This is a genomic window from Bradyrhizobium lablabi, from assembly GCF_018131005.1.
Taxonomy (GTDB): Bacteria; Pseudomonadota; Alphaproteobacteria; order Rhizobiales; family Xanthobacteraceae; genus Bradyrhizobium; species Bradyrhizobium lablabi_D.
Window position 1 is genome coordinate 67,677 of sequence record NZ_JAFCJK010000004.1, and the last position, 13,303, is coordinate 80,979.

The 13,303-nt window shown below is 64.8% G+C and carries 14 protein-coding genes and 1 pseudogene; 6 read left to right on the forward strand and 9 right to left on the reverse strand.

Annotated elements, in window-relative coordinates; genetic code table 11:
* Positions 1–8: 8 nt before the first annotated feature.
* Positions 9–650 carry a pyridoxamine 5'-phosphate oxidase gene (gene pdxH, locus JQ553_RS13440; RefSeq protein WP_212500456.1) on the reverse strand — a complete coding sequence of 214 codons (642 nt, stop codon included), beginning with the start codon at positions 648–650 and terminating at the stop codon, positions 9–11.
* Between the two features lie 15 nt (positions 651–665).
* On the opposite strand from pdxH, the gene JQ553_RS13445 reads away from it, so the two are divergent.
* Together JQ553_RS13445 and JQ553_RS13450 are read left to right on the forward strand one after the other, a co-directional pair.
* The gene (locus JQ553_RS13445; protein ID WP_249144266.1) at positions 666–1,163 is read left to right on the forward strand and encodes an RT0821/Lpp0805 family surface protein; all 498 of its coding nucleotides are present in this window, start codon (positions 666–668) and stop codon (positions 1,161–1,163) included.
* A gap of 146 nt (positions 1,164–1,309) precedes the next feature.
* Entirely contained in the window at positions 1,310–2,266 is a 957-nt protein-coding gene (locus JQ553_RS13450; RefSeq protein ID WP_212500457.1) for a DnaJ C-terminal domain-containing protein, read from the forward strand.
* 506 nt (positions 2,267–2,772) lie between these two features.
* On the opposite strand, the gene JQ553_RS13455 is transcribed toward JQ553_RS13450, so the two are convergent.
* Entirely contained in the window at positions 2,773–3,537 is a 765-nt protein-coding gene (locus JQ553_RS13455) for an anti-sigma factor (protein ID WP_212500458.1), read from the reverse strand.
* 67 nt (positions 3,538–3,604) lie between these two features.
* Positions 3,605–4,093 (reverse strand): sigma-70 family RNA polymerase sigma factor, encoded by a 489-nt coding sequence (locus tag JQ553_RS13460; RefSeq protein ID WP_212500459.1) that lies wholly within the window; start codon positions 4,091–4,093, stop codon positions 3,605–3,607.
* Positions 4,094–4,399: 306 nt separating this feature from the next.
* Here JQ553_RS13460 and JQ553_RS13465 point away from each other — a divergent pair, with 306 nt between their 5' ends.
* The 3 genes from JQ553_RS13465 (at position 4,400) to JQ553_RS13475 (ending at position 7,454) form a co-directional block, all read left to right on the forward strand.
* Positions 4,400–4,999, forward strand: a complete 600-nt coding sequence (locus JQ553_RS13465; RefSeq protein ID WP_212500460.1) for a histidine phosphatase family protein — start codon at positions 4,400–4,402, stop codon at positions 4,997–4,999.
* 127 nt (positions 5,000–5,126) lie between these two features.
* Positions 5,127–6,215 (forward strand): chorismate synthase, encoded by a 1,089-nt coding sequence (gene aroC / locus JQ553_RS13470; protein WP_212500461.1) that lies wholly within the window; start codon positions 5,127–5,129, stop codon positions 6,213–6,215.
* Positions 6,216–6,266: 51 nt separating this feature from the next.
* Positions 6,267–7,454 carry an adenylate/guanylate cyclase domain-containing protein gene (locus JQ553_RS13475; RefSeq protein WP_212500462.1) on the forward strand — a complete coding sequence of 396 codons (1,188 nt, stop codon included), beginning with the start codon at positions 6,267–6,269 and terminating at the stop codon, positions 7,452–7,454.
* A 213-nt stretch (positions 7,455–7,667) separates the two neighbouring features.
* Here the strand turns inward: JQ553_RS13475 and JQ553_RS13480 are convergent, their stop codons facing one another.
* Both JQ553_RS13480 and clpS read right to left on the reverse strand, forming a co-directional pair.
* Complete coding sequence (locus JQ553_RS13480; protein ID WP_312015139.1) at positions 7,668–8,882, reverse strand: MFS transporter; 1,215 nt, start codon at positions 8,880–8,882, stop codon at positions 7,668–7,670.
* A gap of 22 nt (positions 8,883–8,904) precedes the next feature.
* Positions 8,905–9,210, reverse strand: coding sequence for an ATP-dependent Clp protease adapter ClpS (gene clpS / locus JQ553_RS13485; protein WP_212500463.1), 306 nt, complete (start codon positions 9,208–9,210; stop codon positions 8,905–8,907).
* A 201-nt stretch (positions 9,211–9,411) separates the two neighbouring features.
* Here clpS and JQ553_RS13490 point away from each other — a divergent pair, with 201 nt between their 5' ends.
* Positions 9,412–10,284, forward strand: a complete 873-nt coding sequence (locus JQ553_RS13490) for a DUF1194 domain-containing protein (RefSeq protein WP_212500464.1) — start codon at positions 9,412–9,414, stop codon at positions 10,282–10,284.
* A gap of 128 nt (positions 10,285–10,412) precedes the next feature.
* Here the strand turns inward: JQ553_RS13490 and JQ553_RS13495 are convergent.
* From JQ553_RS13495 to JQ553_RS13510, 4 genes and pseudogenes are all read right to left on the reverse strand, one after another.
* Positions 10,413–10,649: pseudogene (locus JQ553_RS13495) on the reverse strand (N-acetyltransferase); the annotation flags it as partial.
* Between the two features lie 90 nt (positions 10,650–10,739).
* On the reverse strand, positions 10,740–11,978 hold the full coding sequence (locus JQ553_RS13500; RefSeq protein ID WP_212500465.1) for a methyltransferase: 1,239 nt from the start codon (positions 11,976–11,978) through the stop codon (positions 10,740–10,742).
* Positions 11,971–12,723 carry a TlyA family RNA methyltransferase gene (locus JQ553_RS13505; RefSeq protein ID WP_249144268.1) on the reverse strand — a complete coding sequence of 251 codons (753 nt, stop codon included), beginning with the start codon at positions 12,721–12,723 and terminating at the stop codon, positions 11,971–11,973. The genes JQ553_RS13500 and JQ553_RS13505 overlap by 8 nt, the downstream gene beginning before the upstream one ends.
* Positions 12,720–13,277, reverse strand: a complete 558-nt coding sequence (locus JQ553_RS13510) for a nucleoside 2-deoxyribosyltransferase (RefSeq protein WP_212500466.1) — start codon at positions 13,275–13,277, stop codon at positions 12,720–12,722. The genes JQ553_RS13505 and JQ553_RS13510 overlap by 4 nt, the downstream gene beginning before the upstream one ends.
* Between the last annotated feature and the right edge of the window lie 26 nt (positions 13,278–13,303).

Sequence of the window (13,303 nt, forward strand, 5' to 3'; positions counted from 1 at the left end):
TGTCGTCATCACGGATAGAGCCGCACCTTCGCCCACGCGCCGGCGGCGCCCTCGCGGCGGAATTCGATGCGGTCGTGCAGGCGATAGGGACGGTCGTGCCAGAATTCGATGCGCAGTGGTGTGATCCGCCAGCCGCTCCAGCCCGGCGGGCGCGGAACCGCGCCGATCATGTGCCTGGCGGCAACCTTCGCAATCGCCTGCTCGAAGGCGAACCGGCTTTCCAGCGGCTGCGACTGCTTGCTCGCCCAGGCGCCGATCTGCGCCTGCTTCGGCCGCGTGGCAAAATAGGCGTCCGCCTCGACATCGGTCACCGGCGAAACGTTGCCGCGAATGCGCACCTGCCGGCGCAGCGATTTCCAGTGAAACAGCAACGCGGCTTTAGGATTTGCGGCAAGTTCGCGGCCCTTGGCGCTCGCAATGTGGCTGTAGAACACGAAGCCGTCGGCATCAAAGCCCTTCATCAGCACCATCCGCACGTCGGGTAACCCGTCGGCATCGACGGTTGCGAGCGCCATCGCATTCGGATCGTTCGGCTCGGACTTGGCTGCCTCCGCGAACCATTCGCCAAACAGGGCGAACGGGTCCTCCGCCGTGGTGAAATCACCCGATGTTAACGGTGTCGGGTGTTTGATGGAGGTGGTGTCGGTCATTTCCGGAGTCCCGATTTGCGGGCGTTCGTGTCCGAGAACGCGTTGCTTGCCCTATATAGAATATGGGGACGCGTTGGCCTATCGCCGATCCGGCCGGCCGGCACGGTCGCGACACTTATTCTGATCGGCATCGGCGCGGGCGGCTGCAGCCTGTTGCGCACCGATGCCATCGCCGGGATGGACGATGGCGTGACCGGCTCGATCAGGCCGACGCGGGCAAGCGCGCCGGCGCCAACCGAGAGCGATCTCGCCTATGCCCGCAACGCCGCCTCCGACGTGCTGACCAAGGGCGGCAAGGATTACAGCCAGCCCTGGGAAAACCCCGAGACCGGTGCGCGTGGCTCGGTGACGCCGCTGGCCAACGCCTATGCGGGCGAGGACGGTCGGACCTGCCGGGATTTCCTGGCAAGCTACGTCAATGGGACCACGGAGAGCTGGCTGCAGGGCGCCGCGTGCAAGGCTGGACAGGGACGGTGGGAAATCCATACTCTGAAGCCTTGGAGACGGTCCTGAATGACATGGCGTTTTCGAGCGAAAAGCAGGCGTCTCATGGGACGCCGAGCTCGTTGCAAAAATGCCACTGAGCCCCCAAATGGTTGGTAGATGGGGCCAGCCGGTTCCGATTCCAGGACAGTTTTTCCGTGAAGGAGACGTGACGGATGCGCGACCCCTATGAGGTCTTGGGGGTGCAGCGGAGCGCCAGCGCCGCGGCGATCAAGAGCGCCTATCGCAAGCTCGCCAAGAAGCATCACCCCGACAACAACAAGAACGATCCGAAGGCCGCGGCGCGCTTCGCCGAAATTAATTCGGCCAACGAGATCGTCGGCGACGAGGACAAGCGCCGCCAGTTCGACCGGGGCGAAATCGATGCCGAGGGCAAGCCTCGCTTCCAGGGCTTCCCTGGTGGCGGCGGGGCGGGCGCGCGAAGCGGTCCGGGCGGCTTTGAGTACAGCTTCCGCACCGGCCCCGGCGGCGGCGCGGCCGGCGGAAGCTTCGAGGACATCCTCAACAGCATGTTCGGCAACGCCAGCCGTGCCGGCGCGCGCGGTGCACGGTCCGGCCAGTTCGAATTCGATACCGGCGGTGTCGGGCTCGACCTCGATCTCAGCGTCGCCATGACGGTGACGCTGGAAGAATCGGTGAATGGTGGCGAGAAACGCGTTCGCCTGCCGACGGGCCGCGAGCTCAACGTCAAGATTCCCGCCGGCGTGACCGCCGGCCAGCAGATCCGGCTGAAGGGGCAAGGTGAGACTGCGGCCGGTCATCCGCCCGGCGACCTCCTGATCACGGTGAGCATAACGCCGCATCCGTACTTCAAGGTGGACGGCAACGATCTCCGGATCGATTTGCCGATCACGCTGTATGAGGCGGTTCTTGGGGGCAAGGTCCGCGTGCCGACCCTCGGCAGCGCGGTCGAACTGTCCATCCCGAAGAACACGTCGAGCGGCCGCACCTTCCGCCTCAAGGGCAAGGGATTGCCGAAGGCCGGCGCCACAGGCGATCTCTACGTCACGACCCGCATTATGCTTCCCGACGGGAACGATGCCGAGCTTGAGGCATTGATGCAGAAGTGGCGCGACGGACACCCCTATAATCCGCGCAATGATATCGGCTGATCGCCGATAACGCGCACCAGACGCGAAACTGTCCTACCCCGGAGTCTTTCGGGGTAGACAGCGGGCGTCGGGAACGCGCTAGAACAAGGAACCACCGTCCGATTCTGCGGCGAGCAGACCAGCCGGGCGGCGGATAAAGGAGTGCGGCCTCGAGAGGGGGACCAGCGCGGTACCAAACCCCAATCGAGGCCGCGTGCGCCGATCGGCGGATCGAGCGCAGTCTCATTTTCGCGTGAACATACGGTGCGATATTGAGACGCGGTCGTGACGCGATTCCAGATTTTCAATGTCGGAATTGGGACCTTGAGTGAGGTATGATTCACTCTTTGCTTCGCCTCGGCCGGCTCATCGCAAGCGCAAGCGAGAGCACGCAAACTCGGCCTTGAGTGAATCACCAGTCCCGCTCAGCGAGGAAGCCAGCAGGAGCCCGGTTCCGCGAGTGGAACTTGTTGCAGGAGAGGTGCGCTCCGTGACGTGGTGGCGCAGGCGTGAGCCATCCCGGCAGCTCAACCGCTGCTCTTCTCCATCTGGTCGTAGACCGCCTGTGCGATCTGGGTGAGCCGCGCACGGTCGCTCGCGCCGCTGACGACATAAGCCACGCCGCGATCGGCCCAGAACAGCGCGCCATCGTCGCCGCGGCTCGAGTATCGCATCTGGGTTGCCTGGGTTGCCGCCTTCGCGGTGTAGACCGTGAAGCGCTCGCCGGATGCGCTTTCATACATCAGAAACGACGCCGGCCCGCTCGGCCCTGGCAGCAGCCGGCCGCCGACCAGTTTCAGCCCGGCGAGCTCCGGCGCGCGGACATCCCAGCCGCAGCGCTTGGTCAGCCATTGTTGCAGATGCGCGCGCTCGCTGCCGGGCACTTCGACGGGATGGCGGACTTCGACGACGTAGAGGCGGTGTGCATCGAGCGCATCGAGCGTGAAGCTTTGGGAGACCGAGGGCGCCGCCGCGGCGCCACGCGCGATCCAGCCGATGCCGCCGCCGGCGACGAACGCGGCGAGCGTCGCGGCCACCGCGCCATAAAGCCAGCGGCGCGGCTGGCGCACCAGCCGCTCGATCTCAAGCCGCCTCGGCACCGCCTCGTCAAGCACGGAATCATAACGCGCATGCAGTACATCCGCCATTGCCCGCCACGACCGCACGCGAGCCGCTTCGTCGGGATGCGCCGCGAGCCACGCTTCGACATCGCCGCGGCGCTCAGGCGGCAGCTCGTTGTCGATGTAGGCATGAAGCTCGTCTTCGGTGACGGGAATCTTGGGATCGGTCATATCGCTTGTCTCTGTCAAATCTCGTTTTGGTATCGCTTGTGCACAACGCGAGCCGCTACGCGCCTCGTCACTTTACCCGCCTGAGCGGCGGACGCTCTCCGTCCAACGATGCTTTCACGTGCGCGCGTGCGCGGGCAAGCCGGGACATCACGGTGCCGATCGGCACGCCCTGGATGTCGGCGACCTCGCGGTAGCTCATCCCCTCCAGCATCACCAAAAGCAGCACCGAGCGCTGCTCCTCCACCAGCGTCGACAGCGCGCGCTCGATGTCGCGTCCTTCCGCCTCGGTGCCGCTGGCATCGGCATTGTTGTCGAGCAGCGGCATGAATTGCGGCCGCCGCGCCAGCGAGCGGCGGCGGTTCTTGTTCAGATTGGTCAGGATCGTGTAGAGCCAGCTCCTGACATCACCGCCCAGGAACAGCCGCTCCGAGCGCAATGCGCGCACCAGCGTGTCCTGCACCAGATCGTCGGCGATGTCGGCGTCACGCGCGAGCGCGCGCGCGTAGCGGCGGAGCGCCGGAATCATGGCCTCGACACTTTGACGGAACGCGCTCATGCACACGGTCTCTTGATCATCACCAACAGGCTTGGCGCAAGCGCCTTGCCAAACATAACACCCGGATTGCGCGACTATTCCGGTCGCGCGGATTTGCCGGACAGCGTTGACCAGCAGTGATTTGGGCTGTACCCGGCCGGAGTGCTGGTGTACCTCCAGATCGAAAAATTGGAAGCGTGACCAAAAACCTCATGTCGCAGACGTCAACGACGCGAAATGCTCGAGGCGACTGAAATGCTTCCTTTCGACAAAACTTTTTTGGAGTGAAGGGCGTGCTCTCTATAAGGGACCTCCTCGATTAGTTCGATGCCCCTTCCCACCATCTACTACATCCGCCACGGCGAGACCTCGTGGAATGCGGAAGGCAGGCTACAGGGCGTGCAGGACATCGGCCTGAACGAGCTGGGCCGCCGCCAGGCGGCTCATGCAGGCCGCGTCCTCGCCGACCTGCTCGCGCGCGACGGCTGCGACATGGCGGCGCTGTCGTTCGTCGCAAGCCCACTGATCCGGGCGCGCGCGACCATGGAGCTGGTTCGCGCCGAACTCGGCCTGCCGCAGGGCGACTATGCGCTCGACAGCCGCCTGCGCGAAATCGGCTACGGCGCGTGGGAAGGCTCGACGCTGGCGGAAGCGCAAGCAGCCGATCCCGCGCTCTACGCACGGCGCCAGACTGAGAAATGGACGGTGTCGGTGCCCGGTGGTGAAAGCTATGTCGACGTGCAGGTCCGAATGACCGGCTGGTACCGCTCGGTGACCGCGGACACCGTCGCCGTCGCCCATGGCGGCACGGCGCGGGCGCTGATGGTGGCGCTCGGTTTCGAGACGCCGGCCTCAGCCGCAGACCTCTTCATCGAGCAGGGCGCAGTCTACGTATTCCGCGCCGGCGGGCTGACAAAATATAGTTAAGGGCGTCGGTCCCACACGATTCCGGGTCTGGTGCCCCGGACCATCCCGTAGTGACGCCGCAAGCCGTTTGACCGCGATGCCCCCGCGCGTTACGACAAGTCAGAATTGACTTACGCCCGGCAGGAACATGTCGTTCAACACCTTCGGCCATATGTTCCGCGTCACGACCTTTGGCGAGAGCCATGGGGTTGCGATCGGCTGCGTAGTCGATGGTTGTCCGCCCCTGATCCCGCTTACGGCAGAGGAGATCCAGCGGGACCTCGATCGCCGACGGCCGGGGCAGTCGCGCTTCACCACCCAGCGTCAGGAGCCGGACGTGGTGAAAATCCTGTCGGGCGTGATGGCGCATCCGGAGACCGGCGCGCAGGTGACCACGGGCACACCGATTGCGCTTCTGATCGAGAACACTGACCAGCGCTCGAAAGACTATTCCGAGATCAAGGACAAGTTTCGCCCGGGTCACGCCGACTTCACCTATGAGGCCAAGTACGGCCTACGCGACTATCGCGGCGGCGGCCGCTCGTCGGCGCGCGAGACGGCGACCCGCGTCGCGGCCGGCGCGATCGCCCGCAAGGTCTTGCCCGAGGTGAAGGTGCGCGGGGCGTTGGTGCAGATCGGCCCACACAAGATCGACCGCGACAAATGGGATTGGGACGAGGTCGCGAACAACCCGTTCTTCTGCCCGGACAAGGACAAGGCCGCCGTCTTCGAGAGCTACCTCGACGGTATCAGAAAGAGCGGCTCCTCGATCGGCGCGGTGATCGAGGTTGTCGCCGAGGGCGTGCCTGCCGGGCTCGGTGCGCCTATCTATGGCAAGCTCGACAGTGACCTCGCGGCCGCGATGATGAGCATAAACGCGGTGAAGGGCGTCGAGATCGGCGCGGGCTTCGCCGCGGCCGAACTTTCCGGCGAACAGAACGCGGACGAGATGCGCGCCGGCAACAACGGCACTCGCTTCCTCTCCAACAATGCGGGCGGCGTTCTGGGCGGCATCTCGACCGGGCAGCCGGTTGTGGTGCGCTTCGCGGTCAAGCCGACCTCGTCAATTCTGACGCCGCGCCGCACCGTTGACCGCGCGGGCACCGACACCGACATCCTGACCAAGGGGCGGCACGACCCCTGCGTCGGCATCCGCGCGGTCCCGGTCGGGGAGGCGATGATGGCCTGCGTGCTGGCGGATCATTTTCTGCGCGATCGCGGGCAGATCGGGCGCTGACCCCTATATAGTGGTGGTTGCCAGATCGGGTCCTTCGCCTGGGGTGCGGCCATGAACGCGGCGGATTTTCAGGAGATCAACGAGTGGCTGATCGGCGGCGCTCGGTCGGCTCCCACGCCCTCGCAGATGATGTCGGAATGCTGCGAACGCCTGGTGCGGGCTGGTCTGCCGCTGTGGCGCGTCGGAGTCTTCGTGCGTACGCTGCATCCCGAGATTTTCGGCCGCAACTTCATCTGGAAGCCCGGAGCCGAGGTAGAACTGGGCACCGTCGATTTCGACATCCAGAACTCCCCCGAATTTTCGGCCAGCCCGCTCGCGATCGTCTTCAGGCAGGGACTTGAAGTGAGGGCGCGGATCGATGACCCGGCAAGCACACGTTTTCCGATCGTTGAGGACCTGCGCGCGGAAGGCATTACAGACTATGTCGCCCTGCCGCTTGTCTACACCGACGGCTTCATCAATGCGTCGAGCTGGACCACCAAGCAACCGGGCGGCTTTACCGACCAGCAATTGAGCGCGCTCCGGTCGATCGCGGTTCCGCTGGCGCGCTATATCGAAATCGTCACCCTGCGCCGCACCGCCTCGCTTCTGCTGGACACCTATGTCGGCAACCGCGCCGGCGAGCGCATTCTAGGCGGCCAGATCAGGCGTGGTCACACCGATACGATGAACGCCGCGATCTGGTTGTCGGATCTGCGCGGCTTCACCGCCCTGTCAGACCGGCTGCCGCCCGAGACCGTGGTTGATATCCTCAACCAGTATTTCGATTGTCAGGTCGCCTCGATCCTCGCGCATGGCGGCGAAGTGTTGAAATACATGGGTGACGGACTGCTCGCAGTGTTTCCGATCGACGAATATGTCGATGACGCGCCCAACGTCTGCTCGAATGTGCTGGAGGCCGCGCGCGAATCCCGCGAGGCGGTCACGGCGCTGCAAGTGCCGGTCGGCGAGAGCACCGAGCGCTTTCGCTTCGGGGTCGCGCTGCATGTCGGACGCATCCTCTACGGCAATATCGGCGGCGGCAACCGGCTCGACTTCACCTGTATCGGCCCCGCCGTCAATCTCGCCGCGCGGCTGGAAAAGATCGCGAGCCGTCTCGGCCGCACGGTGGTGGCGTCCGAGGGCTTCGCCGGCATCTGCCGCGGCAGCTGGAGCGATCTCGGCGAGTTTCCGGTCGCGGGCTTCTCGAAGGCCGCACGTGTCTACGGCCTGTTCGATGAGACGCCGGTCGAGGTGTGAGCAGCAGCGGGATGCTTAGAGCATGATCCGGAAGAGAGAAGTGTGTCACGGTTTTCCCTCGCGACTAACGCGAAGCGTTTGCGCGGAAATCATGCTCAAACTATAGCGCTTTCAAGCGAAGTGGATGCCGGTTCGCGTGAAGAAAACGCGTCAAAACAAGAATCTAGAGCGTCCGTTCTGATTCGATCAGAACCGATAAGGCTCTAGAAGAGATCACAAGCCTTCCGGCTTGATGCGTCGACCGCTGATCGCAAGCAGCCCTGCGAACGACACCAGCGTGAAGGCAAAGCCCGCGAGAAAGGTGCCAGCCGGCCCGTAGGCGTCCCAAAGCGCGCCGGCGATGATGCTCGCGCCAAGCATGGCGATCCCCGTCAACAGGTTGAAATACCCGTACGCGGTGCCGCGTAGCGCCGGCGGTGACGTGTCGGCTACGAGCGCGGCGAACAGGCCCTGGGTGAATCCCATATGCAGCCCCCACAGCGAGACGCCGAGCACCAAGCCTCCGAGGCTCGGCAACAGCGCGAGCGCGAGGTCGGCACCTGCGAGGAACAACAGGCCGAACGCCAGCAGTCCGGTTCGGTTGATGCGGTCGGACAGGGCTCCGGCGGGGTAGGCCGACAACGCGTAGACGACGTTCATCAGCACCAGCACCGCGGGGACCCACATCGCATTGAGACCGACATTCTGCGCCCGCAGAATCAGGAATGCTTCGCTGAAGCGCGCCAGCGTGAACACGACGCCGACGCCGACGACGCGCCAGTATGCCGGCCCAAGCCGTCGAAGCGCGGCCATATTCAACGGATTCTGCGCTATGCGCCGCTCCGTCTGCGTCGCGGGTTCGTGGACCGCAAGGACGATGAGTGCCAGCGACAGGAACGCCGGCAGCACCGCAGCCCAGAATACCATCCTGAAGTTGTCCAACGTCCACCACATCAGGCCAATCGCGAGCAGGGGACCGAGGAAAGCGCCGACGGTGTCGAGCGATTGGCGAAGCCCGAAACTTGCCCCGCGCAGCTCCGGCGGGGCGACGTCGGCAATCAGCGCATCGCGTGGCGCGCCGCGAATTCCCTTGCCGATGCGATCGATGAAGCGGGCCGCGACCAGCCATTCCACGCTCGGCGCCAGCGGAAACATAGGCTTGGTGGCAGCGGCCAGGCCGTATCCGATCGCCGCCAGCAGCTTCCGCCGGCCGAGCCAATCAGACAGCGCGCCCGAGAAGATCTTGGTGATGGAGGCCGTCGCTTCTGCAACGCCCTCGATAAAGCCCACCGCTACCGCCGAACTACCCAGAACGGTGACGAGATAGATCGGAAGCAGGGCATGGATCATCTCGGATGAGATGTCCATGAGCAGGGAGACGAAGCCGAGCACCCAGACGGTCCTCGGGAGCCGGGTCGGCGAGGGGCTCAGCTTGTCTGTCGTCGTCACGTCGCAAACCGCCGTCGACGCCTTACTCTTCCGGTTCGGTGGTGAACAGGAGCGGATAGCCCTTGGCGCGACCGGCGTCGGTGGCGCGCGTTGCCTTGGTCTCGGCAACGTCCTTGGTGAAGACCGCAACGACGCAGACGCCGCGCTGATGCGCAGTCAGCATGACCTTGTAGGCCTGGTCGTCGGTCATGCGGAATTCGGCCTTGAGTACGGTCACGACGAATTCGCGCGGTGTATAGTCGTCGTTGACGAGGATCACCTTGTGCAGGCGCGGCCGCTCGACCTTGGTCTTCACCCTGGTTTTCGGCTTGACGACGGTATCGGGCATCGCCCGCCACCTCTCTCACATTTGACCTCCGTAAAGATACTGCCTTCCAGCCATCGTTGGAACTGGCCGATTTGCACGGGCTCATTGCGGCAGCAACGCGGCGCGCGTCACCTAACCTGAATGTGAAGGATGCATGATGTTGGCTCTTTGCGAAGGCCGATTTGCATGTCACGATAATGCTCACTCGACGGGAGGGCCACGATGCGTTGGTATGTCTCGATCGGAGCTGTACTTGTCGCGGGCGTGCTCGCCGGCGGCGATGTGGCTGGTTTTGCCGCGCCGGGCGTGACCGGACCAGGTCCGGGGAACAAAGCCAGCCGTCAATTGGCAGAGAAGGAATCCGCAGCAAGCGTCGATGTCGAACTGATCCTCGCGGTCGATGTATCCTATTCGATGGACCTGGACGAACTCGCGATCCAGCGCGAGGGCTACGCTCAGGCGATCGTCTCCAAGGAGTTTCTGCAGGCCCTGAAGGCCGGCCCTAACGGCAAGATCTCGGTGACCTATTTCGAGTGGGCCGCCTCTACCGACCAGAAGATAATCATTCCGTGGCGCGTGATCGACGGGCCGGAATCCGCCGACGCGGTCGCCGCCGAAATCATGAAGACGCCGATCCGCCGCGCCTCGCGGACCTCGATCTCGGGCGCGATCTATTTCGCAATGCCGCTGTTCGACGAGAACCCGCATCGCGGCTTGCGGCGCGTGATCGACATTTCCGGCGACGGTCCCAACAACAACGGCTTGCCGATCCTCGCTGCGCGCGATGCCGCGCTTGAGAAGGGTATCGTCATCAACGGCCTGCCGATCATGGTGAAGGAGCCGTCCTACTCGACGATGGATATCGACAATCTCGATTATTACTACGAGGACTGCGTGATCGGCGGACCGGGTTCCTTCGTGGTGACGATCAAGGACCGCGACAAGTTCAAGGAGGCGATCCGAACGAAGCTCCTGATGGAAGTTGCCGGGCGGGTGCCGGAACCGCGCTTCGTGCCGGTCGCCGAGAAAGAGAAAGAGCCGCGCGTCAACTGCATGATCGGCGAGAAAATCTGGCAGGACCGCTGGGGCAGATGAGGGGCGTCATAGCGATGCTGCAATATCTGCGATCGATCTGAACAGAACCAACGGATATCTTTTGAAGGAATGAACCCGCGCCGCTTCCAGAAAGCAGCAGCGCCGTCGTCGACCGCGTTGACGATCAATGCGCGGCCTTCGATCAGGCTCGCCGCAGTGACACAGCGTTCCAGCGCGTGCTTGAGCAGACCCGTACCAACTCCCTTGCCAGCCCAATTCACGTCAGTCGCAAGTTGCCCCAACAGCAGACAGGGCACGGGATCAGGCGGTTGTCCGGTCCGGATGGATCGCGGCAGTCGTGTTGGGACAATCGCTGTCGGGGCGAAACCGTAGTAGCCGATCACCCGGTTGGCTTCGTGGGCCACCAGGACGGACGGCTGTGAAGCCCTTTTCCTGATTTGAAAGCGCGCGGGTCTTGAGCCAGCGGTCAAGTGATTTTGCAATACGGGCAGGCTTCAGCGCGAAAACCGCGCCACCAGCTCGACATGCGGGGTGTGGCGAAACTGATCGACCGGCGTGACGCCCTCGATCCGATAGCCGCTCTCGATCAGGATATTCGCATCGCGCGCAAACGTCGCCGCGTTGCAGGAGACCGCGACGACGGTCGCCACTCTGCTCGCTGCAAGCTGCGTCACTTGCGCCTGCGCGCCCTGCCGCGGCGGATCGAACACGACAGCGTCATAGTCACGCAATTCCTGCGGCACCAGCGGCCGGCGAAACAGGTCGCGTGCCTCGGCCTTGATCGGCTTCAGCCCCTTGGTTGCGGTCGCAGCCTTCTGCAGGGACGTCACGGCGCCGGCGTCGCTGTCGAACGCGGTCACCCGCGCGCTCGTGGCGAGTCGCAGCGCGAAAGGCCCGACGCCGCAGAACAGGTCGGCAATGTGCTTGGCGCGCTTGCAGTGCCCCTGCACCAGCGCGGCCAGTGTCGCCTCGCCGGCCGCTGTCGCCTGCAGGAATGAGCCCGGTGGCAGCGGGACCTGCGCGGCGCCGATCGTGACGGTCGGGGCGTTGCGCATCAGCACGAGCTCGCCATGGCGGGTCAGCCGCGCCAGCCGATGCTTTTCCGCGACGCGCGACAGCGTCGCGACGGTCGCCGCCGGGACGGATCCCGAGCCGCGGACATCGACATCGAGGCCGTTGCCGGTGGCGGTGATCTGGATGTCGAGCGGCTTGTTGGTTGGCTTCAGCGCCTCGGCGACCGCGCGAGCGGCGTCGAGCGCGCCGCACATCGCTGGGTCGAGGATCGGGCAATCGGCGATCGCGACGATCGCGTGGCTGCCGGCGGCGGCAAAGCCCACGCGCAATTCGCCGTCGGCGCCGCGGCGGGCATGGACGGTGACGCGCCGCCGGCCCGCGCCATGAGCGTCGACGAGATCGGCGACGTTGCAGGTGATGCCGGCCTGCGCCAGCGTGTCGACGACGATCCGCCGCTTCCACGCACGATAGGCATCGGCGTGCCAGTGCTGGATGGCGCAGCCGCCGCATTGTCCGAAATAGTCGCAGAATGGCGGGATCCGCTCGGGGCTCGGCTGCGCGACGCGAAGGAGGCGCGCCCGCTCCGGATCGCCATCGGCGGTATCGATTTCGACGATTTCACCGGCCAGCGCATAGGGCACGTAGATCGACCTTGGGCCGTCGATGGCAACACCGTCACCGCGATGGCCGACGTGATCGATGGTGACTGTTTCAGCCACGTCGCGCGCCGATGAAGAATTCGATATTGCCGTCGCCGCCGGTGATCGGCGACGGAAATACCTGGATCTCAGTGCAGCCGAGCGAGGCTGCGAACGCGGCGATGTCGTCGCAGATTTCCTGGTGCACCATCGCGTTGCGGATGATGCCGCGCTTGGAATGCTTGCGCTGCGCCTCGAATTGCGGCTTGACCAGCGCGAGCAGATGCATCGGCGCCGCCGCGAGCGACAGCGCCACCGGCAGCACCGCCTTCAGCGAGATGAAGCTGACGTCGATCACGACGACGTCGGGCCGCGCCGGCAGGCGCTTGCTTTCAAAACTCCTGATGTCGGTCGCCTCCATCGAGACGATTTTCGGATGTCCATGCAGCGAGGGATGCAACTGGCCATGGCCGACGTCGATGGCGAAGACCAGGCTCGCGCCGTTGGCGAGCAGCACTTCAGTGAAGCCGCCGGTGGAGGCGCCGACGTCGAGGCAAACATGATCCTCGATCTCGATCGGATAGTGCTCCAGCGCGCCCGCGAGCTTGACGCCGCCTCGCGAGACATAGGGATGGGCGGGCTCGGCGGCGAGCGAGGCGTCGGGCGCGACGATCTCGGACGCCTTCAAGACCCGCCTGCCTTCGGCGATAACGAGGCCCGCGTCGATTGCCGCGCGCGCCCGCGCCCGGCTTTCGAACAGGCCGCGCTCGACCAGCAGCACGTCGATGCGCTTGCCGGGCGGCTCGCTGTCGCGCCTGCCGATCAAATTAAGCCCGCGTGCCTGGCGGCGACCCGGACACAGGCTTCAAAAGAGGCGAGATCGCGCCAGATGTCTTCCGGCGCTTGTCGCGGCGTCACCAGCGGGCTGCCGTGCAGCTCGAGCGCGTGCATCATCATCAGATTGTCGGGCAATCCGAACTCTTCCACCATCATTCCCTCCGCATCGATCAAGCGGCCGTCGGGCGCCGCCGCCACCTGGTGCAGCCGTGCCACGCGATTGGCGTAGGACGCGGGATCGTTGCTGTAGGCGAGGCACAGCTTGCCGCGCCCGGCCATGTAGCCGAGTTCGTAGACTGTGCCTGCGTCGGCACTGGGGCCGCGAAACGGCGTCAAATTGGCGATGATGGCGTCCGCGGACTCCATCATCGTTTCGTTGCTCCTGAAGATGGTGCGGGACGCGTGGGCGGCCGCCGGGTTCACGGCATTGTCAAGCGGATAGAGTCCCGTGAGCCCGTGCAGCGCGCAGATCTCGGCCTTGCGGCGGCCAATCTCGACGGCATCCGGCAGGAACACGTCGGGGCCGGCCAGGTAGATCAGCATGAACTTGCCGGCGCTTGCGCACCGCC

Coding starts and splice junctions, on each gene's coding strand:
- pdxH (WP_212500456.1), bottom strand. CDS start 650: ATGACCGACACCACCTCCATCAAACACCCGACACCGTTAACATCGGGT.
- JQ553_RS13450 (WP_212500457.1), top strand. CDS start 1,310: ATGCGCGACCCCTATGAGGTCTTGGGGGTGCAGCGGAGCGCCAGCGCC.
- JQ553_RS13455 (WP_212500458.1), bottom strand. CDS start 3,537: ATGACCGATCCCAAGATTCCCGTCACCGAAGACGAGCTTCATGCCTAC.
- JQ553_RS13460 (WP_212500459.1), bottom strand. CDS start 4,093: ATGAGCGCGTTCCGTCAAAGTGTCGAGGCCATGATTCCGGCGCTCCGC.
- JQ553_RS13465 (WP_212500460.1), top strand. CDS start 4,400: ATGCCCCTTCCCACCATCTACTACATCCGCCACGGCGAGACCTCGTGG.
- aroC (WP_212500461.1), top strand. CDS start 5,127: ATGTCGTTCAACACCTTCGGCCATATGTTCCGCGTCACGACCTTTGGC.
- JQ553_RS13475 (WP_212500462.1), top strand. CDS start 6,267: ATGAACGCGGCGGATTTTCAGGAGATCAACGAGTGGCTGATCGGCGGC.
- clpS (WP_212500463.1), bottom strand. CDS start 9,210: ATGCCCGATACCGTCGTCAAGCCGAAAACCAGGGTGAAGACCAAGGTC.
- JQ553_RS13490 (WP_212500464.1), top strand. CDS start 9,412: ATGCGTTGGTATGTCTCGATCGGAGCTGTACTTGTCGCGGGCGTGCTC.
- JQ553_RS13510 (WP_212500466.1), bottom strand. CDS start 13,277: ATGCTGATCTACCTGGCCGGCCCCGACGTGTTCCTGCCGGATGCCGTC.